This window comes from Phytoactinopolyspora limicola, assembly GCF_011320225.1.
GTDB classification, from domain to species: domain Bacteria; phylum Actinomycetota; class Actinomycetes; order Jiangellales; family Jiangellaceae; genus Phytoactinopolyspora; species Phytoactinopolyspora limicola.
Genome location: NZ_JAAOEN010000001.1, coordinates 711971 through 732702, shown reverse-complemented (window position 1 = coordinate 732702; position 20732 = coordinate 711971). Strand labels below are relative to the sequence as shown.

At 65.1% G+C, this 20732-nt stretch carries 21 protein-coding genes, 1 tRNA gene and 1 pseudogene; 16 read left to right on the top strand and 7 right to left on the bottom strand.

Going from position 1 to position 20732, the window contains the following annotated elements:
* Nucleotides 1–102 precede the first annotated feature (102 nt).
* Nucleotides 103–702: pseudogene (locus tag G8760_RS31270) on the top strand (hypothetical protein); the annotation flags it as partial.
* 324 nt (nucleotides 703–1026) lie between these two features.
* Nucleotides 1027–1431, top strand: a complete 405-nt coding sequence (locus G8760_RS30730) for an NUDIX hydrolase (protein ID WP_343074363.1) — start codon at nucleotides 1027–1029, stop codon at nucleotides 1429–1431.
* A gap of 308 nt (nucleotides 1432–1739) precedes the next feature.
* Here the strand turns inward: G8760_RS30730 and G8760_RS03575 are convergent, their stop codons facing one another.
* Together G8760_RS03575 and G8760_RS03570 are read right to left on the bottom strand one after the other, a co-directional pair.
* Nucleotides 1740–2603 carry a hypothetical protein gene (locus tag G8760_RS03575; protein WP_166346670.1) on the bottom strand — a complete coding sequence of 288 codons (864 nt, stop codon included), beginning with the start codon at nucleotides 2601–2603 and terminating at the stop codon, nucleotides 1740–1742.
* Nucleotides 2600–3181 (bottom strand): SigE family RNA polymerase sigma factor, encoded by a 582-nt coding sequence (locus G8760_RS03570; protein WP_207781978.1) that lies wholly within the window; start codon nucleotides 3179–3181, stop codon nucleotides 2600–2602. The genes G8760_RS03575 and G8760_RS03570 overlap by 4 nt, the downstream gene beginning before the upstream one ends.
* A gap of 148 nt (nucleotides 3182–3329) precedes the next feature.
* Here G8760_RS03570 and G8760_RS03565 point away from each other — a divergent pair, with 148 nt between their 5' ends.
* From G8760_RS03565 to G8760_RS30725, 3 genes are all read left to right on the top strand, one after another.
* Nucleotides 3330–3569, top strand: coding sequence for a hypothetical protein (locus tag G8760_RS03565; protein WP_166346667.1), 240 nt, complete (start codon nucleotides 3330–3332; stop codon nucleotides 3567–3569).
* 252 nt (nucleotides 3570–3821) lie between these two features.
* Nucleotides 3822–3977, top strand: coding sequence for a hypothetical protein (locus G8760_RS03560; protein WP_166346664.1), 156 nt, complete (start codon nucleotides 3822–3824; stop codon nucleotides 3975–3977).
* Nucleotides 3978–4051: 74 nt separating this feature from the next.
* Complete coding sequence (locus G8760_RS30725) at nucleotides 4052–4243, top strand: GntR family transcriptional regulator (RefSeq protein WP_207781977.1); 192 nt, start codon at nucleotides 4052–4054, stop codon at nucleotides 4241–4243.
* A 33-nt stretch (nucleotides 4244–4276) separates the two neighbouring features.
* Here G8760_RS30725 and G8760_RS03550 read toward each other — a convergent pair whose 3' ends face one another.
* The 5 genes from G8760_RS03550 to G8760_RS03530 form a co-directional block, all read right to left on the bottom strand.
* On the bottom strand, nucleotides 4277–4651 hold the full coding sequence (locus G8760_RS03550) for a DUF5615 family PIN-like protein (protein ID WP_166346661.1): 375 nt from the start codon (nucleotides 4649–4651) through the stop codon (nucleotides 4277–4279).
* On the bottom strand, nucleotides 4648–4878 hold the full coding sequence (locus tag G8760_RS03545; protein ID WP_166346658.1) for a DUF433 domain-containing protein: 231 nt from the start codon (nucleotides 4876–4878) through the stop codon (nucleotides 4648–4650). Before G8760_RS03545 ends, G8760_RS03550 begins: the two co-directional genes overlap by 4 nt.
* Nucleotides 4879–5279: 401 nt before the next feature.
* Nucleotides 5280–5353, bottom strand: a tRNA-Gly gene (locus tag G8760_RS03540).
* A gap of 138 nt (nucleotides 5354–5491) precedes the next feature.
* Nucleotides 5492–7504 carry a sensor histidine kinase gene (locus G8760_RS03535; RefSeq protein ID WP_207781976.1) on the bottom strand — a complete coding sequence of 671 codons (2013 nt, stop codon included), beginning with the start codon at nucleotides 7502–7504 and terminating at the stop codon, nucleotides 5492–5494.
* Entirely contained in the window at nucleotides 7504–8235 is a 732-nt protein-coding gene (locus G8760_RS03530; protein ID WP_166346655.1) for a response regulator transcription factor, read from the bottom strand. Before G8760_RS03530 ends, G8760_RS03535 begins: the two co-directional genes overlap by 1 nt.
* Nucleotides 8236–8334: 99 nt before the next feature.
* Between G8760_RS03530 and G8760_RS03525 the strand changes: the two genes are divergently transcribed.
* The 11 genes from G8760_RS03525 to dcd all read left to right on the top strand — a co-directional run bounded on the left by G8760_RS03525 (nucleotide 8335) and on the right by dcd (nucleotide 20671).
* The gene (locus tag G8760_RS03525; RefSeq protein ID WP_166346652.1) at nucleotides 8335–9381 is read left to right on the top strand and encodes a hypothetical protein; all 1047 of its coding nucleotides are present in this window, start codon (nucleotides 8335–8337) and stop codon (nucleotides 9379–9381) included.
* Between the two features lie 161 nt (nucleotides 9382–9542).
* The gene (locus tag G8760_RS03520; protein WP_166346649.1) at nucleotides 9543–10667 is read left to right on the top strand and encodes a hypothetical protein; all 1125 of its coding nucleotides are present in this window, start codon (nucleotides 9543–9545) and stop codon (nucleotides 10665–10667) included.
* Nucleotides 10667–12235 carry a peptidoglycan-binding domain-containing protein gene (locus tag G8760_RS03515; protein ID WP_246222447.1) on the top strand — a complete coding sequence of 523 codons (1569 nt, stop codon included), beginning with the start codon at nucleotides 10667–10669 and terminating at the stop codon, nucleotides 12233–12235. The genes G8760_RS03520 and G8760_RS03515 overlap by 1 nt, the downstream gene beginning before the upstream one ends.
* 34 nt (nucleotides 12236–12269) lie before the next feature.
* Nucleotides 12270–12956 (top strand): ATP-binding cassette domain-containing protein, encoded by a 687-nt coding sequence (locus G8760_RS03510; protein ID WP_166348012.1) that lies wholly within the window; start codon nucleotides 12270–12272, stop codon nucleotides 12954–12956.
* The gene (locus tag G8760_RS03505; RefSeq protein WP_207781975.1) at nucleotides 12953–14167 is read left to right on the top strand and encodes an ABC transporter permease; all 1215 of its coding nucleotides are present in this window, start codon (nucleotides 12953–12955) and stop codon (nucleotides 14165–14167) included. The genes G8760_RS03510 and G8760_RS03505 overlap by 4 nt, the downstream gene beginning before the upstream one ends.
* 349 nt (nucleotides 14168–14516) lie before the next feature.
* Nucleotides 14517–15866, top strand: coding sequence for a quaternary amine ABC transporter ATP-binding protein (locus G8760_RS03500; RefSeq protein ID WP_166346643.1), 1350 nt, complete (start codon nucleotides 14517–14519; stop codon nucleotides 15864–15866).
* Entirely contained in the window at nucleotides 15856–16734 is an 879-nt protein-coding gene (locus G8760_RS03495; RefSeq protein WP_343074362.1) for an ABC transporter permease, read from the top strand. The genes G8760_RS03500 and G8760_RS03495 overlap by 11 nt, the downstream gene beginning before the upstream one ends.
* 210 nt (nucleotides 16735–16944) lie before the next feature.
* A complete protein-coding gene (locus G8760_RS03490) occupies nucleotides 16945–18027 on the top strand; it encodes a glycine betaine ABC transporter substrate-binding protein (RefSeq protein WP_166346637.1) in 1083 nt (360 codons plus the stop codon).
* 175 nt (nucleotides 18028–18202) lie between these two features.
* A complete protein-coding gene (locus G8760_RS03485; RefSeq protein WP_166346634.1) occupies nucleotides 18203–19225 on the top strand; it encodes a hypothetical protein in 1023 nt (340 codons plus the stop codon).
* A gap of 58 nt (nucleotides 19226–19283) precedes the next feature.
* Nucleotides 19284–20024 (top strand): hypothetical protein, encoded by a 741-nt coding sequence (locus G8760_RS03480; RefSeq protein ID WP_166346631.1) that lies wholly within the window; start codon nucleotides 19284–19286, stop codon nucleotides 20022–20024.
* 71 nt (nucleotides 20025–20095) lie between these two features.
* Nucleotides 20096–20671, top strand: coding sequence for a dCTP deaminase (gene dcd, locus G8760_RS03475; RefSeq protein WP_166346628.1), 576 nt, complete (start codon nucleotides 20096–20098; stop codon nucleotides 20669–20671).
* The last annotated feature ends 61 nt before the right edge of the window (nucleotides 20672–20732 follow it).

The window sequence follows — 20732 nt, the reverse complement described above, 5'->3', positions numbered from 1 at the left end:
CGCTACGGACAGCGGAACTCCGCGACGATCAGCGTAGATACACACTTGGGGTATAGCTAACCTCACCCCTGAGGACGCACGTTCCCGGTAGGAAGGACCCACATGCACGGCCAGTGGCGACGCAACCTTGCGCAGACCATCGCACGTGCCTACTCGGCCGACCCGAACGCGGAAGTTGTGATGATCGCCGGGTCGGTGGGCCGCGGCACCGACGACCAATTCTCGGACATCGAGGTGGACGTCTACTACGCGCGGCCGCCGACACCCGAGGAGCGCGCCGCCAGCGTGGAGCGCAGCGGCGCAACCCTCGCCGCGCTGGACCAGGACGCCGACGAGTGGGAGGAGCAGATGCTGTTCGGCCACTTCCGAGCCAGCAGCAGCACCTTCCTGACCGCGACCATGGAACGCTACCTGCACGAGGTGGTGGAGCGTGCCGAGCCGGCCCCGCTCGCGCAGGTGCGGCTCTCGTCACTTCTGAACGCCCAGCCCGTCAAAGGCCACGATCAGATCGAGGCATGGCGAGCACGCGCCCGCAGCTACCCAGACGCGCTGGCCCAGGCGATGCTGCACGAGTACCTGCCCATACCTGGGCTGGCGGACATCGAAGCGGCGGCAGCCCGCGGCGACCTGCTGTACCTCAACCGCATCCTCACCGACGCGGCGCGGCAGATCCTGGGCCTCCTCCTCGCCGTCAACCGCACATATGTGCCGACACCGGATCACATCAAGCGGGCCGACGAGATCATCGCCGGTCTACGCCACCAGCCACGTCATCTCGCCGTCCGCCTCGCCAACCTGTTTCAGGTTGAACCTACGGCGGCGGCATCCGCCGTGCGGGAGCTGACCGATGAGGTCTTGACGCTCGTCGACGATTACGTGCCGGACTTTGACACCAGTCCCTTCCGGGCCCAGGCAGGCACCACACGGCACCGTTGGGATCCGCCTCCCGACCTGGTCGGACAGCTCGACGACACACACGAGGAACAACGGCCCGCCATACGTCCGCCCTACGAGTTGGTGCGACCAGTGCAGCCCGACGTCATCGACAAGATCGCGTGGATTCACCTGGCCGCAGGCCGAATACTGAGCACCCGATCGCACGACAAGGACACGTACTACCTACCAGGTGGGAAACGGGAACCCGGCGAGACCGACGTTCAGACCCTTGTCCGAGAGATCGACGAGGAGCTCGGCGTGACTCTCAACGCCGCCACGGCGCGCCATTTCGGAACCTTCGAGGCGCAGGCGCACGGCCATCGCGCCGGCGTAAGGGTCCGTATGACCTGCTACACAGCCGATTATGCTGGCACCCCCGCACCCAGCAACGAGATCGCCGAGGTCGCCTGGCTTTCGTACTCGGACCGGGACCGGGTGGCACCGGTGGATCAGCTCATCTTCGACCACCTGCACCACAGCGCATGCTTGGCGTAAAGACCAGGCGGGCTCGGGCCTGCCACGGTCAACAACCGTGACCGGAGTCAGCCCTCGAACATGTGCCTGCATTCATCGACACCGTCGACCACAACATCAGCATGAGGCACGTTTGCCCAGCGCGCTCGGCTTAGCCGAAGCCGGTCTGAAACCAGGGCCTCAGAGCCTCGCGCGTCGCGGGAGATGCCATCGCGTTCGTATCCCAGCTTGCGCGACACCCCTTGGGATGCGTGATTGTCCTGGAAGACCTCGGTCCGGGCGGCTTCGGCCCCTAGATGATCGAACGCCAATGCGAGCACCCCCAGCGATCAACAAGGTCCGGGGAACTGCTGACCTGGCCTGAAGCACTGTGGCTCCGCAGCCTCGGTTGCGAGGAGAACTAGTCCGACGAGCTCCCACGTCCAAACGCGTACCTCGTACGGGGCGTCCGCGTCACCCGTGGGGACCCAGCTGATCAGACGTTCGTCGACCAACCCAGAACTGACTTCTTCCTGGGCCGTGTAGAGCCCGTCGTCGTCAACGAGGTGCTCCACGGAATCGGCGAGGGGAATGGCTTGGACCAAGGTGTCATCGACCCAGATGAACACTTTCTCCCACGCGACCGCACCACCGCGGAAGCTCAGAACCATGTCGGCATTGCCGTTACCGTTCAGGTCTGGAGCACCGACGATAACCGGGACGAGTGCCTCACCGAACTCGAACTCTGCCGTGGAGCCGCTGGCCAGATCGACCCGCAGGCGCACGTCTTCGCTGGTCACGATCGATTCACGGGCTTGGTCGGCATCGGCCGGGGGAACCATGACCCGAATCACGTCCTCAACACCGTCACCGTCGACGTCTCCGCTGGCACGATCGAACTCCACCAGGGGCGGTTCGGTTGGCGGTGGGCTCGTCGGCGGAGGGGTCGGTGTGCTCGGCGCCGGAGTGGGTCCCGTGGTCGGGGCGTCGTTGGCGTAACCAGGCGCATTGGTGTCGCCGGAGAAGTCGACGACGGCCCACGTGCCGATGCCAGCGGCAACCGCAGCGACGCCGGCGACGACAAGAGCATTGGCTCTACGGCGGTTGGCGCGAGCCTTGCGCCTGATTCCAGGCATCGGGTCACCTGTGGGTTTGGTGTCGGCAACCCTCGCGAGGCGGTCGAGTGCGTCGCCGATGGGGTCAGTGTCGTTCATCGCGGGTCACCCTTCTGTGCGCCGGAGACGTCTGGACTCTGGGTCAAGGCGGCCCGCAGGTGCGCCCGGCCTCGGGATGCATTGCTCTTGACGGTGCCAACCGAACAATTCATCACGTCCGCCGTCTCCTCCTCGGACAGGTCGCACCAGTGCCGAAGGACGACGGCGGCGCGCTGCCGCTCCGGCAGTTCCCGCAACGCCGCCAGCAACACCTGCGACTGCACAACGGCGTCTCCCTCGTCGGGAATGGTTGCGCGCCTGGCTGCCTCCGGGATCTCGCCAGTCGACCACTCCCGGTTGCGAGAGCGCCGCCACCACGACGTCCGCAGGTTCACCATCACCCGATGCATGTAGGCCTCGGGCGAGTTGTACGTCGAAACCTTCTTCCACCGCGGTAGCACCTTGGCATAGGCGGACTGCAGAAGGTCCTCAGCCTGGTCGAGATCCCCTGTGAGGAGGTAGGCGAGTCGCCTGAGACGCGGGTGACTAGCCCGCACCCAACTCTCGAAGTCGTCGTCTACCGAACCCGCCACGTTGTCCCGCGGGATGGCCGCCTGTCCGCTCATGTCTCGAGACACGCAGACATGGTCTCCCACGTTGCATCCCGCCCAGGGAGAGATCGGCGCGACTGAGCGTGGCGTGGGCAGTCGGGTAGGCGGATTCGCGCCCGGCTGCCCGCGCGGAACCCGTGGCACTAGGAAGTGCAGATTGACGCACACTGTCAATGTGACCAAGAAGGAGCAACTTCTTGAGCTGGTCGATGAGCTTGGCGACGAGGAGGTCGACGAGCTGATCCAGTACGCCTCCAAACTCGCAGGTCAGAAGACGTCCAAGCGCAAGGAGCCATCGTGGTTCGGTGGCATGCGTTCCGGCCGGGGTGACCTGTCGGAGCGGCATGAGGAGATCTTGAAGTCTGAACTCGGCCGCCCGGCGGGAGACCTTCGCAAGCGCCGTGACCTGCGTTGATGCGGTGGAGTGGGTGACGGGAATCGAACCCGCACTGTCAGCTTGGGGATCGTAGCCAGTCGGCGGTACGGCCTCGCTGACCTGGCAAACCCGGGGTCACGAACGGACTCCCGTGGCCCCATCTGACCCGGCTTAATGGCCCATGGATGGCCCACGCCGGTCAACGAACTCTGCATGACCTGAAGGCGGCCCCGACGCGGCGACTGCACCGCCGGCCGGGGCCTCGACCGAACCTGACTAGGAGGTTCAGCCGTGGAACCCAACCTACACACCGTCACGATCTCCGGTGACGGTGATCTTGTCTACACCTGCACAGCGATCCGCGACGGTAGCCGCTGGCTCGTTCGTCGCACCGGGGACCTCGCGTCGACGTTCATGCCAGGCTGCTCGCCCAAGCCGCACGCCTAGCCCGCCACGCGCTGGCATCACCATCCTCGGGATCTCGCATCAGCGCGTGCACCAGCTCATCACAGGCCCGGCCGGTGGCGCCCGATGATGACCGAAGACCAGCTTCGCGCCTACCCGGTGAGCGGGATCTCGCCACCGATTACGGCGTGTCCATCGGGACGGTGCGACGTGCCACCGATGTACTGAGGGAACAGGGACTGCTAGTCACGTTGCCCGCGAAGGGAACTTACGTGCAGGGCAAAGCCGGTGCCGACTCAACCCACTAGGTCCCGAGATGCCGGACTAACCCCGGCGGGCGGCTATGCGGAGCCGCCTATGGGAAGGCTGCGGACTCTGATGCGGTCCTGAAGGAAGACGACGACCGCGCCTGACTCCAAGTCGGATTCCACCGCCGGGAGATTGGCCTTGAGAACGGCGGCTTGTTCTTCCGGAGTCTTGCCGGGGCGGCGCAGCAACACGACGCTGGGCAGCGCCGCCCCACTCTTCGCCAGCAACTCGCCGAAGTCAGTATCCGCCGATATCACCACGCGTTGATCTTCCTTAGCAGCGGCCATGACATCTGTATCGGGCTTGCCCAGGAGGCCAAGGTCGCTAACGTGTACCGCGTCGTGGCCAATCTCTTCGAGCAGCCCGCATAGACGTGCGCTCAGGCACTCGTCGATCAGGAGTTTCACGCGGTGGCCAGCAGCGGCATCTCGCGTTGGTCGACAGCAGCGGCCGCGAACTGGAGCGCGGCGTCAACGTCGGCTGCCGCTAGTTGTGGGTAATCAGTCAGGATCTCGTTCCGGGACGAACCCTCCGCCAGGCGACCGACGATCATGGACACGGGTATGCGCGTTCCTCGGATGCAGGGAACCCCGCCCATGATCCGGTGATCGATTGCGATTCGGTCAAGCGCCATGCTTAGAGCGTACCGCGACGTACTGGTGTCGTGCCGTGCCCATTCTTCGCCGTTCCCCTCATAGCCGCCATCTATAGGCCGAAGCGAAGCGGGTCAAGGGTCGGCGACTGCCGATCACGGAGTGACGCGAGCCCGCGAGCGCCCTTGACGCGCACAGCGCAGGCCGAAGAATCGAGCGACGAGGGGACCTATGTGCCACTAGTCCTCCACGAGCCCGGCATTTCGGTCATCATGGCGGTCCGCCTTGAACGCCCAATTCGCCGAAACCGGCCAGGACGAGGACGACGACGGAGCGGCCGGTGTCCCAGCGACGATCGGTTAATGGCCCAAGGAGGTGAACAGAATGACCCACGACGCCCGGCGGGAGACCTTCGCAAGCGCCGTGACCTGCGGTGATGTGGTGGAGCGGGTGACGGGAATCGAACCCGCACTGTCAGCTTGGGAAGCTGAAGTTCTACCATTGAACTACACCCGCGAGCGCCGCCCGAGGCGGACGGCGTCGTGGCGATGATACCCGGTTTCCTCGCGCAGTGACACCTCGCGTCGCGCCCCAAGGACCCTCCCCATGATCATTGGCTTTTGACTACCGGATCCGGTAGTCAAAAGCCAATGATCATGGGGAGGGGGGCGTCGTGTGGGCGGGGAGGCGGATGGTGAAGGTGGAGCCCTCCCCGGCCGTGCTAGCCACCTCGATCGTCCCCTCGTGTGCCTCCACCAGGTGTTTAGTGATGGCCAGGCCGAGCCCGCTGCCGCCCGTCTGGCGGCTACGCGACTGCTCGACCCGGTAGAAGCGGTCGAACAGGCGAGGCAGGTGTCCGGGCGGAATGCCGGGCCCATCGTCGGTCACCTCGATGACCACGGCGTCCGCGGCGACGCCGGGGTGGACTTTGACCACGACGTGCCCCCCGGCAGGAGTGAAGCGCACTGCGTTGGCCACGAGATTGCCCATTGCCTGCCGCAACCGTTGGGGGTCGGCGGTGGCGACGACGGGTACCGCGTCCACCCGGACGTCGACCTCCGCGTCGGCGGCGGCTTTACCGTGGGCAGCAACCACCTGACGGGCGAGTTGCTCGATGTCGACGTCCTCGGGGTGAACCCGCAGTTTCCCGGCATCCGCCAGCGCTAGATCCTGAAGGTCGTCGATCAAGCGTTGCAGAAGGTGGGACTCCTCCAACAGAGACGACACCAACGCCGGATCCAGTGGTACGACGCCGTCCTCGGCGGCTTCCAGGTATCCACGGACGTTGGACAACGGGGTGCGTAGTTCGTGAGCGACGTCGCTCACCATCGCCTTACGTCGTTCCTCGTTCGTCTGGACGGACTCGGCCATCGAGTTGAACGCCGTCCCCAGTTCGGCCAGCTCGCCTCGGCCGGACACCCGGACCCGTGCGCCGTGGTCGCCGGATCCCATACGACGCGCGGCCCCGGTCAGGGCGTGGATGGGCCGGGTGAGCCGGCGGCCGGCCAGTACGGTCACGCCGGTGGCGGCGGCGAGCACCGCCAATCCCGCCAACATCGTGCGCCACCAGCCATCGCCGAAGAACGGATCGAACCGTTCGGTGCTGCCGGTGTAGAGCAGGGCCGGGCCAGCTACGTAGCCTTCGAGCGCGTTCTCCCAAGCCGTGCTGTCGCACGAAATCCACGTGCCGAACTCGTCGTCGGGCCGTGGGCTCTCCGGCGGTGAGGCGGCCGGGACCACCTGCGACAGCCCCCAGCTTCCTTCCACCACGCGGTGCGGGACGTCGACGTCGTCGAGGCACCAGCTCATGAGGGCGGCTTGCCGTTCGGCGAGATCCCGAGCGGCCTGACTAGGGGTGGAGAGTGCGTCCCCGAAACACTCGTCGCCGGCGGCGCTCCCGGACAATTCGACACCGGTTTCGTCAAACGCGAAGCTGTCGGTTGAGCCGATGGCCGTGCCCGCGGCCACTTCGAACGAGCCATCGAGCAGCAAAATCTCACCGAACTGGTCGACGACGAGCTGACCGGTCACCCCCAGCGAGTCCTGCAAACAGCTCTGCACCTCGACCAGGACCGCCTCTCGGGCTTCGTGTTCGGCGTCGGTCATCCGCCACAAGGGCGAGATACCCCCGAACCCTGTGCCCGAGGCTGTCTCGACGGAGAAGCTAATCCTCTCGTCCAATGCCGCGGCCTCGGCTGGATCGACGGGGTCAACCCTGTCGTAATTTACCTCGACATCTTCAGCGTCAGCCATGTCGAAGACCGATATATCCGATAGGTAGGGCATCCCGCCGGAGAACGCCACGTCGACGTTGTTGCGGAGCACATCGATCTCGGCGGTCGGATTCGATGGCAGAGGCGGCACCCCACCACCATCGCCCGCCGAATCGGCCAGGATCTGACCATCGAGATCGGTTAACGCGACCCTCCGCCCCGTAAGGCCGGCAAGATCACGCAGCAGATAGCCGACGTCGTCCCACGAGTCGTTGGAAGCGGCGTATTTGACTAAATCCTGGTAGATGAAGGTGTCGGCCTCGAGTGTGCGCTCGAACTCTCCTCGGAACCTCTCTCCAGTGTCGCGGGTGGTCAGCCAGGCCGTGGCGGTGATCGCGCAGGCCGCTACCGCCAACGACAGGCCCAGCAGACGGACGGGGAGGCTAATGCGCATCACACAACCTCCGACGAGCTATCGCCAACCAATCGGTCACCCGGCGCCCGTTCGGCCATCTTGTACCCCACTCCGTACACGGTCAGCAGATACAGCGGAGCCGACGGATCGGGTTCGATCTTCCGGCGCAGGTTCATCACGTGGACGTCAACAGTCCGGTCCAGAACGTAGTGGTCAAAACCGAAGGCTTGTTCCAGGAGATGCTGGCGGCTGAAGGCCCGGCCCGGTGCGGTGATCAGGCATTCCAGGATCTTGAACTCGGCCGGTGTCACGTCGACCGGTCGGCCAGCCATCAGCACCTCGTGCCGGCCGCTGTCGACCACCAGCTCACCGATGCGGGCCACTTGCTCGTCACGATGGGACCAGGCCGCGGAACGCCGCAGCACGGTGCGGACCCGAGCCACCAGCTCGCGTGGGCTGTAGGGCTTGGTGATGTAGTCATCCGCGCCCAGATCCAATCCGAGCAACAGATCGTCCTCGGTGGTGCGGGCGGTCAGCATGATGATTGGGACGTCTGCCTCAGCACGCAAGATCCGGCACACATCCAACCCGTCGACGCGCGGCATCATCACGTCGAGCACCACGAGGTCCGGTGAGCGACGACGCGCCTCGTCGAGGGCCACTCTGCCGTCGGGCGCGACGATCACCGCATGGCCCTCCCGCTCGAGGTAGCGGCGCACGAGATCGGCCTGTTTGTGGTCGTCCTCGGCCACGAGAATTCGGGCTCCCATGCCCGCCAGTGTCCCAGGATCCGGTCAAGAACCTGTGAAGAGTAAGGATATGACCGCGCTTTCATAGGTCCTTCACAGCTTCACGACACCGTAGGCAGCATGAGAAGCACCTACCAGCGCACAGCACTATCACTCGCCGCCGCCGCCCTCGCCGTGGCGGGTTGCTCGAACAACGAGACCGACGACGACGGCGAGCGCGCCGCCTCAGGTCCACTCGCGGAGTTCATGAATCGTACGCCGGCGACGGCCGGTCTCAGCGGACGCGGCTCCGGTATCACCGATAATCATCCGGAGCCCTCCGCGGAAGAGATCCGCCAGCAGCACCATATGGAGGAGTTGGTCGCCGACTGTATGCGCGATGCGGGCTTCGAATACGTCCCCCGCCCCGTGAAGGACGACGAAGACTCCGGCCCGGCGCAGTTCGACGAGGCGTACGCACTGGAGCCCGCCGACTTCGCCGAGCAGTACGGCTACGGCATCACCACCATCTTCTACAACCAGGCTAACAACCTGCCCGAAGGTGACGACCCCAACGCGGACATCAGGGACGCCCTCAGCGAAGCAGCGCGCGACGCCTACGACGACGCGCTATGGGGCCGGCGGGACGAAGAGTCCGGTGACCGTGACAATTCCGGCTGCTACGACCAGGCTCACGCCGAGACGGTCGACACCGATGAGCCGAACCTCGACGATGTCAGCCAAGAGTTCGATCCACTGTTCGACGACGTCGAAGCGCTCTTCGAGCGTGTCCGCAACGACCCGCGGGTTACCGCGCTGGTCGGCGAATGGCAAGAGTGTATGGCCGACCAGGGCTTCGCCGGACTTGAAGAACTGGACGATCCGTACATGTTGATCGAGGACAAAACGTTCGAGGCGAGCGTCCCGGAGGACGAAGCACCCGCGACGATGGGTGACGACGGCGGGGTCATCGTCGAGGGGGACTCCCGCTCCATCATCGCCCCAGAGAAGCTGAAAGAACTCCGGAAGCACGAGATCGAGCTCGCGACTGCCGACTTCGGCTGCCGCGAGCAACATGAGGACGACTACCGGACAGTGGCTCTTGAGCTGGAGGAAGAGTTCGTCGACGCTCATCGAGACGAGCTCGAGCGCTACCGCGACTTTCTCCACGGGAGCGGCGATTCCTGATGGACCACCGTGGTAGAGCAGTCGCCGGGCCGGGCCATCGTCGGCACGCTCGCCATCTACGTGGGCGCGCTCCTCGGCATCGACATAACGAAGCGGTGAAGAGTTCACTACTGACCGCTTCTTCACAAGATCTTCACAGGGTTTCAGGCACGCTATCCGCCATGATGGACCGACGTATACGACGCTCTGCCTGGGCAGTGCTCGGGGTCACCGGCGTGATGCTGGCCGGCTGCTCCGGAGACGACAGCGGCCCGAGCACTGGCGCACAAGATGAGAGTTCCGACAGTCCACTAGCCCAATATCTCGGTCATACGCCGTTTGGCAACGGAATCCAAGGGGGATTCGTGTCGGCGACGTCCTGGGAACCCTCCGACGAGGAACTCCAGAACGAACGCAGGGTCCAGGAGCTTACCGCGCAATGTATGCGTGACGAGGGCTTCGAGTACGTCCCCGTGACGTTCGACATGGAATCTGGGTCGTCGATCTTCGACGAGGCGTATGCGCTGGAGCCCGCGGAGTTTGCCGAGAAGTATGGCTACGGCGTATCCACTCTCATGAACGTTGACGGCGGGGACGAGTCTGACGACCCCAACGACGCCATCCGGTCCGACCTGTCCGAGGCCGCGCAGCAGGCCTACGACGAAGCGTTGTGGGGCGAGATGGTGACGCTGTTCAGTCCCTCCGATCGAGAGACCATCTCCGACGAGGACTTCGACGAGCTCAACGACGTGATGTCCGACCCGGAGCGACAAGGATGCTCTGGGCAGGCCGCACACGAGGTGCACGGCGAGAGCTTCGGTTCCATCGACATGGTCGAGGACGACGACGCCGGCTTCAACGGGTTGTGGGACGACCTTTCCGCCTTGTTCAACCGAGTCATGGGTGATCCTCGGGTCGAGGACGCGCTCGACGCGTGGCGGACCTGCATGGCTGAGGCTGGATACCCGGATTTCACTGCCCCCGACGAGGCGGAGAACGACGTGTGGGACCGGTTCATGGCACTCACCGGTGGTGGCGGAACAGGCGATGACGACGACGAGGCGACCGACTCGGCCGTCGTCGTAGGAACGCCGGACGGGAACGCCGACATCGACCCCGAGGCGCTCAGCGAACTGCAGGACTATGAAGTAGAGCTCGCAACAGCCGAATTCGCCTGCTCCAACGAGCATTACAACGACGTGCTTACCGAGGTCTCGCACCAGATGGAGCAGGAGTTCGTCAACGCGAACCAGGCTGAGCTGGAGCGTTACCGCGACTGGCTGGCAGAGTCCGGTGGCAACGGGTGATGCGTTCGCGCAGCCGAGTTCTCGGCATCGTCGTGGTCGCCGCGGTCTTGGCGCTGGGTGCCGGCGTCTTCGCTGGTACGCGTATTACGTCACCAGCGGACGCGGCGGCGCGGACGGCACCACCTACCGCGTCGGACGTGACGGTGCCGGTAGAGCGAAGGACGTTGGAGAGCAACGTCGTCATCCGCGGTGACGCAGCGTACACCGGTGCTACCACCATCGTGCCGGAGATCACCGGGTTGGACAGCGCGGCGGTGGTCACCGGCCATGTTCCAGATGTAGGCGACACGATCAAGGCAGGCGGCGTACTTCTGGAGATCGTCGGGCGGCCGGTTCTGGCGCTACCCGGCGATCTACCGATGTACAGATCGTTGCGTCCCGGCATGTCCGGGCCGGACGTCGAGCAGTTGGAGAAAGCGCTGGACAAACTCGGATTCGACCCCGGAACGGTCGACGACACCTACACCAGCGCAACGGGCCGTGCGGTCGCCGAACTGTTCGAGAAGGCTGGATACAGCCCGCCCACACCCGCGGAGGACGTGGTCGCCGAACTCGATGCGGCGAGAGACGCCGTATCCGCCGCGGAGGCCGAGGTCGCGGACGCCGAGGCTGCGCTGCAAGCCGCTGGGACCGGCCCTTCCGAGGCGGAGAAGGTGGCCGCGGAGAACGAGGTGAACAACGCCCGGCGCGAGCTTCGGCAGGCCCGCAGTGATGGCGAAGCCGACGCGATATCCGCCGCCGAGGCGCAGCTACGGCTGGCAGAAGCCACGCTGAACGACCTCAAGAAGGCACCGGACACCTCCGCTGAGCAGAAGATGCTGGACGGTGCCCGGACGCGGCTCGGCGAAGCGCAGACCCAACGCGACACCGCGGCCGCGAACGCCGGCACCCCGTTGCCGTTGTCGGAGGTGGTTTTCGTGTCGTCGTTGCCCCGCCGCGTCGACGAGGTGCAGGTGGACCGGGGCGACATCGTCGACGGTGCGGTGATGTCGGTCAGCGGTACCCGGCTGGCGGTGACCGCCACGGTGGACACCGCCGCGCGGTCGCTCCTCGACGAAGACATGGAAGCGATCATCGAGCTGCCTGGTGGCGACGAGCTGACGGCGCCCATCACCCGAATCCGCGAGTTGTCCGGTGACGGCGCCGGTTATCGGATCACCATCACTCCGCAGGACCTGTCCAACGATGAGGTCGAGGCGCTGCGCTCGTCCAACGTCAAGGTCACGATCCCGGTGGAGAGCACCGACGGCGACGTCCTGGCGGTGCCGCTAGCCGCGCTTAGTGCGGGGCCGGATGGCGCCGCCCGGGTGGAGGTGCAGCGTCCCGCCACTGACGGTGAGGAGCCGGTCACGGACCTGGTCGAGGTAGAGGTGGGTCTCACGGCGGCCGGTTACGCGGAGGTCACCGCCGTCGACGGCACCCTCGACGAGGGGGACCTCGTCATCGTCGGTTCGGATGCCCCCAGTCTCAGCAATGACGACGACGGACTAGACGACCAGCCCGACTCGGTCGACGAGTCCGAGGGCGAGGACGAGGACGAGGGGGAGGATCCGGGTGACGACGACTGATCCCGACCACGGTGCCAGCCAACCGGTAGTGGAGATGATCGGGATTCAGCGCTCATTCCCCGGGCCCCCTGAGGTGGAAGCGGTCCGCGACGTGAACCTCAGGATCATGGACGGCGAGTACCTGTCGATCGTCGGGCCGTCCGGCTCGGGTAAGTCGACCCTCCTGCACCTGTTGGGCCTGCTGGATCGCCCGACGGCGGGCACCTATCGGCTGGACGGGGTCGACGTGCGCAGCCTGTCCGAGCGGCGCCGGTCGATGCTCCGCGGTGAACGGATCGGTTTCGTGTTCCAGGCGTTCCACCTGCTGCCGTACCGGACGGTGCTGGAGAACGTCGCCCTGTCGATGCTCTACCGGCCGATCTCCCGACGGGACCGGATCGACCGGGCCCGGGCGACCCTGGAGCGGGTCGGACTGAGTCACCGGCTCAACTTCGAGCCAACGACGTTGTCCGGTGGGGAACGGCAGCGGGTCGCCATCGCACGGGCCCTCGCCGCCCAACCGACGCTCCTCCTCGCCGACGAACCCACTGGAAACCTCGACTCCGGGAACGCCGATACCGTGCTCGACGTCTTCGACAAACTCCATGCCGAGGGCCTCACTCTGGCCGTCATCACCCACGACGTCGACGTCAGCTACCGTGCGGACCGTAGGGTCCGGATCGCCGACGGCACGCTCACGGAGCAGTGGGACGACGTCCCGACCCCGGAGGCGGCCACGTGAAGTTCAGGTTCGGCCTCCGCGACCTCATGACCGAGGCCCTCGCGGGAATCGCGGCGCGCCCGTCCAGGCTCCTCCTGACCACCCTTGGCACAGTGGTCGGAGTGGCCGCCCTGGTGTCGACCGTGGGACTGGGCCAGACCGCGTCCGGGCAGATTTCGGAGCGTTTCGACCAAATGGCCGCCACCAGGGTGGTCGTCGAACCCGACGAGATGGAAGGGCGAGACGGTTCGATACAGGCCACCCGGTTGCCGTGGGATGCTCCCGACCGAGTGGGCCGGCTGGCCGGTGTCGCCTCTGCCGGCATATACGCCCAGGTCGACATCGAGAGGGCTCGAGTACGTGGGCTCCCGATCCACGATCCCCGCGGCACGATCGACCACGATATTCCGGTGGTCGCCGCCTCCGCTGGGCTGGTCGACGCCGTTAATGGCGTGATCGGAACGGGCCGATTCTTCGACCGCGGGCACGATGAACGCGGCGACGACGTCGTAGTGCTCGGCCGGTACGCGGCCGAACGTTTGGGTATCACCCGCATCGAAGCCATGCCGACGGTGTTCATCGGCGACCGACCGTACACGGTGATCGGTATCCTCGATCGGACGTCGGCCCGCACCGACCTCCTCGACGCGGTGATCCTCCCGATGGGAACGGCGATCACCAGATACGGGCTCGAGGCACCCGATGCGCTGGAGGTCCGTACCGTCCTCGGTGCCGCACAGCTGATCGGCCAACAGGCTGCGCTGGCTATCGCGCCCAACAACCCCAGTCTGCTCAGCGTGACAGCGCCGCCGGCGCCGAGTTCGCTCCGGGCCGATGTGTCGACCGACGTGAACGCGGTGTTCCTGGCGTTGGGCGGCCTGGCGTTACTGGTGGGTGGACTGGGGATCGCCAATATCACCCTGCTATCGGTGATGGAGCGGGTCGCCGAGATCGGCCTGCGCCGGTCGGTGGGAGCGACGAGGCGCCACATCGCCGGCCAGTTCGTCGCCGAGAGCGTCATGATCGGCTTCCTCGGCGGACTCATTGGAGCCGCGATCGGTGTGTTCGTCACCATCGGTGTGGCGGTAGTCCAAGACTGGACCCCACTGCTGGACGAACGGCTGGCCGCGGCCGCCCCCTTGCTCGGTGCGCTTATCGGCCTGGTGGCCGGCACATATCCCGCATGGCGGGCGTCGACGATCGAGCCGATCACCGCGTTGCGCAGCGGCTGAGCACGTCATCCCCGGTGTTCCGGACGGTGAGATGACTGGTTGCGATCTCGTCTCGATCACCACACATTGTGGCGTCCTCATGCCCCGCCAGGTGCGGACGAGTAAACCGTTCGTATAGCGTGGTGCACTGGACCAGGACCGAGGCGGGGGTTTCCCGGACTGGTCGAGTGGTGCCTACCCGCATCATTTGGCCAGCGCCGTGTGGCGGTGTCCGGCTTCACTGTCGAAGCACAGGTCAGACCCGACTCGGTCGACTAGTCGCGTGGCTCACGGGCTGCCTGACCGGCGCCCCGAACGCCCGGCCGGTATCCCCGGTGTGTCGCGTGGCCGACGAACGAGAGGTGAGGTTTTGGCCGCGGTTCGCGCGGAAGGACTGTACAAAGTGTTCGGTCGACGAGCCGAACAAGCAGTGCGTCGACTCAAAGAAGGAGCGAGCCGCGAGGAGGTCGCCAAGCTCGGAGCCACGGCGGCCGTCATCGACGCGAGCTTCGAGGTGCAACCCGGCGAGATCTTCGTCGTCATGGGCCTGTCCGGGTCGGGTAAGTCCACGCTGATCCGCATGCTGAATGGGTTGTGGCCGGCCACCGACGGGCATGTATTCGTCGACGGCATCGACATCGCCAACATCAGCGACTCCGAGTTGCGCCGGGTACGCAAGCAGAAGATCAGCATGGTCTTTCAGCATTTTGCTCTGCTACCGCACCGCACGGTGCTGGAAAACGCCGCGTATGCCCTCGACATCCAGGGCGTCGACAAAACAGAGCGGCGGGCGAAGGCCGGCGAGGCGCTGGAGATGGTCGGACTGGCCGGCTGGGAAGACAAGTTCCCGGTCCAGCTGTCCGGCGGCATGAAGCAGCGGGTCGGGCTCGCCCGGGCGCTAGCGGCCGGCAGCGACATCATGCTGATGGACGAGGCGTTCTCCGCGCTCGATCCGCTGATCAAGCGGGAGATGCAGGACCAACTGGTCCAGCTGCAGAGTTCGTTGAACAAGACCATCGTCTTCATCACCCACGACCTCAACGAGGCCATGCGGCTCGGTGATCGCATCGCGGTCATGCGCGACGGCCGTATCGTGCAGATCGGCACCGCCGAAGAAGTTCTCAACGACCCCGCCAACGACTACGTCGCGCAGTTCGTCGCCGACGTCGACCGCACCCGGGTACTCACCGCGTCCAGCGTCATGGAGCCTGCGCAGTACACCGTCAACGCCAACGCCGGGCCCCGCGAAGCTCAGCACGCCATGCGCGAGAAGCAGATGACCGCCGCGTTCGCCGTCGGGCGGCGCGACAACAAACTGCACGGCGTCGTGTATGACAAAGAGGTCGTGAGCGCGGTGAAACGTGGCGACACCACCTTGGAGTCGATCATCGACGCGAATGTGGCGTCCGTCCACCAAGACGCCTACCTGGTCGACCTGTTCGCACCCGCGGCGGAGTCACAGCTCCCACTTGCCGTCATCGACGACGAGAAACGGCTCGTTGGCGTCGTACCCCGGGTCACTCTGCTCAATGCGATGGCGAGCATCGCCGACGTGGTTCACAGTGCGGAGGCCGCCAGCGTCGCGAGTGAGAGTCCTCCACCTGGCCAGCCGGCGGACGGGCCCGGAACACACGACACCGTGGATCCCATGGGGGCCCGTACCGTCGCCGAACAGCTAGCCGTGCAGGATGCCGCGGAGGTGGAACGTGATCAGAACTGATTCGTTCGACCCGCTCGACCCGCGGATCGATCTCGGTGACTGGATCGAAGATGCGATTAGATGGTTCGTCCGGACGTTTTCGATCATCTTCGATGGCCTCCAGGCCGTGCTCGAAGGCGCGTTCGACGCCGTAGACACCGTTCTGGAGGCACCACACTTCCTGATCATGATCACGCTGTTCGCCGCACTCGCGTGGACGGTACGGTCATGGAAGCTCGCCGTCTTCACCGTCATAGGCTTCTACGTCATCGCCTCGGTGGATCAATGGAGCGAGGCGATGTACACGCTGGCGATGGTGCTCGTCGCGGCCGGTATTGCGGTACTGATATCAGTACCGGTCGGCATCTGGGCAGCGAAGTCCACCTCGGTGAGCAACGCCGTCCGGCCGATTCTGGATTTCATGCAGACCATGCCGCCCTTGGTCTACCTGGTTCCGGCTATCGTCGCCTTCGGCGTTGGCGTCACCGGCGGCATCGTCGCGACCATCGTCTTCGCCATGCCGCCCGGCGTCCGGTTCACCGAACTCGCGATCCGCCAGGTGGACTCCGAGGTGGTCGAGGCCGGACAGGCCTTCGGCTCCACCCCACGGCGGATTCTCCGGCAGATCCAGCTCCCGCTGGCCATGCCCACCATCATGGCCGGCATCAACCAGGTCATCATGCTTGCCCTGTCGATGGTCGTCCTGACGGCGTTCATCGGCGCCCACGGGCTCGGCCGCGAGGTGAGGTCCTCGCTGACCCGGGTCGACCTGGCCCTCGGAGTGGAAGGAGGGCTGGCGATCGTGATCCTGGCGATCTATCTCGACCGAGTCGTTGCTGCGCTCGCGGATCGGGCACCTGTGGTCCGGGCCAGCCGGGTCCGGGACTGAACACCCGGACCGTGTAAGAGCTTCCGCCAATAGATCGGTGGAGCTGAGCTAGTGGAGGAGCGAGCATGGCAAGGCGGAGGAGGAGGTCGATGCGGAGCCATCGATCGACGACGACAACGAAGCCAGGCGATGCTTATCCGCTGACTCAGCCCGCCAGCATCTATTGGCGGAAGCTCTAAGTCCCACATAACAAGTTAGGGGAGAGGAACAATGCGAAAGTCCAAGCTCACCGCACTGGCCGCTGGCCTCGTCGCGGGCGGGCTCGTACTCGCCGCCTGTGGCTCGGATGACGACGCCACAGATGACGCCGACGTCACGGCGCCTGGCGACGACGACCCAGATGAGGACCCGGACGAGGATCCGGATGACGATCCGGTCGACGAGCCGGCTGACAACGGCGACTTCGACGCCGCCGCCTGGGCGCCCTGCACGACCACCGAGGGCGCCGCGGCTATTCCCGATCCGGAAGGGACCGGGGACGACCAAACCGACCTGACCATCGGCATCTTCGACGGTTGGGACGAGTCCTACGCGTCGGCCTACCTGTTCCAGGCGGTCCTCCAGGACATGGGTTACTCCGTGGACTTCGAGGAGCTCGAGGCTGGTGTCACCTACGCGGGTGTAGCCGCTGGCGACATCGACTTCATGACCGACGGCTGGCTTCCCGTAACTCACCCGCAGTACCTCGAACAGTACGGCGACGACCTGGAAAGCCTGGGCTGCTGGTACGACAACGCCAAGCTCACCATCGCCGTCAACGAAGATGCTCCCGTGCAGTCGCTGGCTGAGCTGGCCGACTACGCTGACGAGTTCACCGGTTCGGCCGTCTATGGCATCGACGCCGGCGCCGGGTTGACCGACATCACCGACAACGTGGTCTTCCCCACCTATGAGCTCGAAGCCGGGGGTTGGAGCTTCCTCGACTCGTCCACGCCGGCCATGCTCGCGCAGCTGCAGGCATCCCTCGACGACGGCGAGAACGTCGTGGTCACCCTGTGGCACCCGCACTGGGCCTACGACGCCTTCCCGATCCGGGACCTCGAAGACCCCGAGGGTGCACTGGGCGAGACGGAGTTCATCTACAACTTCGCCCGGTCGGGTTTCGAGGCTGACTTCCCGAACGTCGCGCAGTTGGTTCGTAACCTCTCGATGACCCCTGACGAACTCGCCGAGCTGGAGAACATCATGTTCAGCGAGGACCACTACGACGGCGACGACCACGAGGCCGCGGTGGCCGAATGGATCGCCGACAACCAGGAGTTCGTCGACAACCTGAAGGCCGGCACCCTGTAACACAACAGCGGCTGAGGTCTTTCTCACTGCTGTGCTGACGGTTCCCCGTCTCGTTCGACAACGGGACGGGGAACCTCTGTCTTCTGGTCACGATCTCTGTTACGTTCGTCCTCGACTGCGGAGGAACGTGATCGGCGTCGGCGGAGATCGTCGCTGTCATCGAGAGGGTTGAGTTATGCCCAAACTCGCACATGGGCCAGCGTTCAGCCGAGTGAGCCCGCCTAAGGTTCTGGTTGCTGGCGCGCTATCGATCGTCCTGACCTCCAGCTCGCTCTTGGCCATCACACCGGCGGCACATGCGCAGGAAGAGCTGAAGCCTCGGTGCACCTTTGAGACCTGTGACAACAACGCCGAAGGATCGTCCAAGGACGGGTACCTCCGGGTGAGCGTGTGGGGTACCGGCATCACAGCGGGTGAAGACGGCTACGAGATCCCTGGCAACAACACGTGGGTCCGACCACCGTGTTATCGGTTCGAGTTGTGGAGCGGAAAGGAAGCGTGGGAGAAGCGCGACTGGCACCAGAATCCCTTTGGAACCAATGAACTGACGCTCGAAGACCTCGAAGAGCACAAGGATGACGAAGACGGCCGCTGGTGGCACAAGCGCTGTAGCCAGCAGAACTTCAACGGCACAATCGACGAGTACGCCGAGTACCTAGACGAGTGGTGGGAGAACACACCGACGGTCTACGTAGAAGCGGGTGACCCGGAGCCGGTTCCAGACATTCCGCCGGAGTTTCTGCTGGAGATCGCGCACGACGCGATGCGATTGCCGGACCCGGACGTCTCTTGGAACCCACAACGGCAGGGTGACGGCGCCACGCTGGTGAACATACCTACCTGGTTCTGGCTCGATGACGGCCCGGTCGAACTCGACGTGCATGCCGAAGCCGCCGGACACCGTGCCACAGTCGAGGCAACGTTGAGTGAGATGGGCTTCTCAGCGGCCACCGCCGAATCCGTCACCTGTGATGGCTTCGGTATCGCCTGGGCTCCCGGCGCGTCTTCGGACTGCAACTTGACCTTCCAGCGGTCCAGTGCGAACCAACCCGGCCAGGTGACCCAGGTGAGCGCCCGTAGCTTCTGGTCCGTCGACTGGTCCTACAACGGTGAGCCGCAAGGACCCCTGGACCCGCAAACCACAGAAGCGCAGTTCGCTGTTCCGGTCGCGGAGGTCCAGGCTCGCGTCATCGGCTAGAGCGGGCACGGGACGGCTTCCGTGGGTGTTCGGTTTGTTTGATTGACGAGGTTGTGACATGCGCATGGAAGCTGCTGGCCGACTCCGCACCGCCTTGAGCGCAACGGTGCTGGCCGGCCTGGCCCTCGTCGGCTGTAGTGGCGACACCACCGAACCGGCGGGGTTGGACCAGACCGACTCACCCGCCCCGGCTGGGAACGAACCTCGTGCCGCCACGCCAGAATCCGAACCCGACGACGAGGCGGATGACCATGTGGACGAGCCGTCCGACCAAGAGTCGACACAGGGTGCCGACGCTAGCGATTCCGGGTTGCCCAACACCGACATCTCGGTGGGTGCGGGAGGACAGACACACCAGTTTCCCGAGGCTGGGCTGACCATCGTTGAGCCTAGCGACATTCCGGAGGACGCTGGACCGGCCGTGGCGGTGTATATCGATTATCTCCGCGAACGGCGCACAGCTCTGCGTGAAGTCGAGTTCGACGAGCGTATCGAAGAGCTCGCCTACCCGTCGTTGGTGGACAGCCTCGAGAGCTCTATCGACTACCAAGCAGAGAACGGACTGCGGTACAGCGGCGAGCTCATCGTCCACCTCGAACTCGAACATAGCGACGAGTTCCAGGTGCTCCTGGGTGGCTGTCTCGACGGCACTGATCTCACCTTCGTCGACGACGCAGGTGAACACCCCGTGAGGGGCGAACAGGGCAACGCCACCGCCGTCATCAGTGCCATGGTCGACCCACAACTCGGGCAGTGGATGGTGTCCGAGGATGTCATCGAGAACGACGAACCGTGCTGACCGGAGCATAGGTCTCCCCTAGCCGCTGCCCTTGCCCTTCCTGGACTGGGTCGATCCGGTATCGTCCGAGCATGCTGCTTTCCGACCGGGACATCAAAGCCGCCGTCGAGAAGAAGCGGGTCGTCCTCGAACCGTTCGACGCTGAGATGGTCCAGCCCTCAAGCATCGACGTCCGGCTCGATCGCTACTTCCGGGTCTTCGAGAACCACCGGTATCCGCACATCGACCCGGCCGAGGAGCAGCCGGACCTGACCCGCCTCGTCGAGCCAATCGATGGTGAGCCGTTCATCCTGCACCCCGGGGAGTTCGTCCTGGCGTCCACCTGGGAGGTCGTCACACTCGCCGACGACGTAGCGGCCCGCCTCGAAGGAAAGTCGTCGCTGGGCCGGCTGGGCCTGCTCACCCACTCCACCGCGGGGTTCATCGATCCTGGTTTCAACGGCCACGTCACATTGGAACTCTCCAACGTCGCGACGTTGCCGATCAAACTCTGGCCCGGCATGAAGATCGGTCAGTTGTGCTTCTTCTCACTGACCAGTCCGGCCGAGACGCCGTATGGTTCGGATCGGTACGGTTCACGCTACCAAGGCCAGCGGGGTCCAACTCCCAGCCGCTCGTTCCTCAACTTCCACCGGGCGGACACCTAAGTTACTGGCGGGTAGTCTGGTTTCTGCTGGATCGAACATCCCGGTCCGGCGATGTGGGCAC

Excerpts from the sequence above, each read along its gene's own strand:
- G8760_RS03575 (WP_166346670.1), bottom strand. The coding sequence starts at position 2,603 with ATGAACGACACTGACCCCATCGGCGACGCACTCGACCGCCTCGCGAGG.
- G8760_RS03545 (WP_166346658.1), bottom strand. The coding sequence starts at position 4,878 with ATGGCGCTTGACCGAATCGCAATCGATCACCGGATCATGGGCGGGGTT.
- G8760_RS03535 (WP_207781976.1), bottom strand. The coding sequence starts at position 7,504 with ATGCGCATTAGCCTCCCCGTCCGTCTGCTGGGCCTGTCGTTGGCGGTA.
- G8760_RS03530 (WP_166346655.1), bottom strand. The coding sequence starts at position 8,235 with ATGGGAGCCCGAATTCTCGTGGCCGAGGACGACCACAAACAGGCCGAT.
- G8760_RS03525 (WP_166346652.1), top strand. The coding sequence starts at position 8,335 with ATGAGAAGCACCTACCAGCGCACAGCACTATCACTCGCCGCCGCCGCC.
- G8760_RS03520 (WP_166346649.1), top strand. The coding sequence starts at position 9,543 with ATGATGGACCGACGTATACGACGCTCTGCCTGGGCAGTGCTCGGGGTC.
- G8760_RS03515 (WP_246222447.1), top strand. The coding sequence starts at position 10,667 with ATGCGTTCGCGCAGCCGAGTTCTCGGCATCGTCGTGGTCGCCGCGGTC.
- G8760_RS03510 (WP_166348012.1), top strand. The coding sequence starts at position 12,270 with ATGATCGGGATTCAGCGCTCATTCCCCGGGCCCCCTGAGGTGGAAGCG.
- G8760_RS03490 (WP_166346637.1), top strand. The coding sequence starts at position 16,945 with ATGCGAAAGTCCAAGCTCACCGCACTGGCCGCTGGCCTCGTCGCGGGC.
- G8760_RS03485 (WP_166346634.1), top strand. The coding sequence starts at position 18,203 with ATGCCCAAACTCGCACATGGGCCAGCGTTCAGCCGAGTGAGCCCGCCT.
- G8760_RS03480 (WP_166346631.1), top strand. The coding sequence starts at position 19,284 with ATGCGCATGGAAGCTGCTGGCCGACTCCGCACCGCCTTGAGCGCAACG.
- dcd (WP_166346628.1), top strand. The coding sequence starts at position 20,096 with ATGCTGCTTTCCGACCGGGACATCAAAGCCGCCGTCGAGAAGAAGCGG.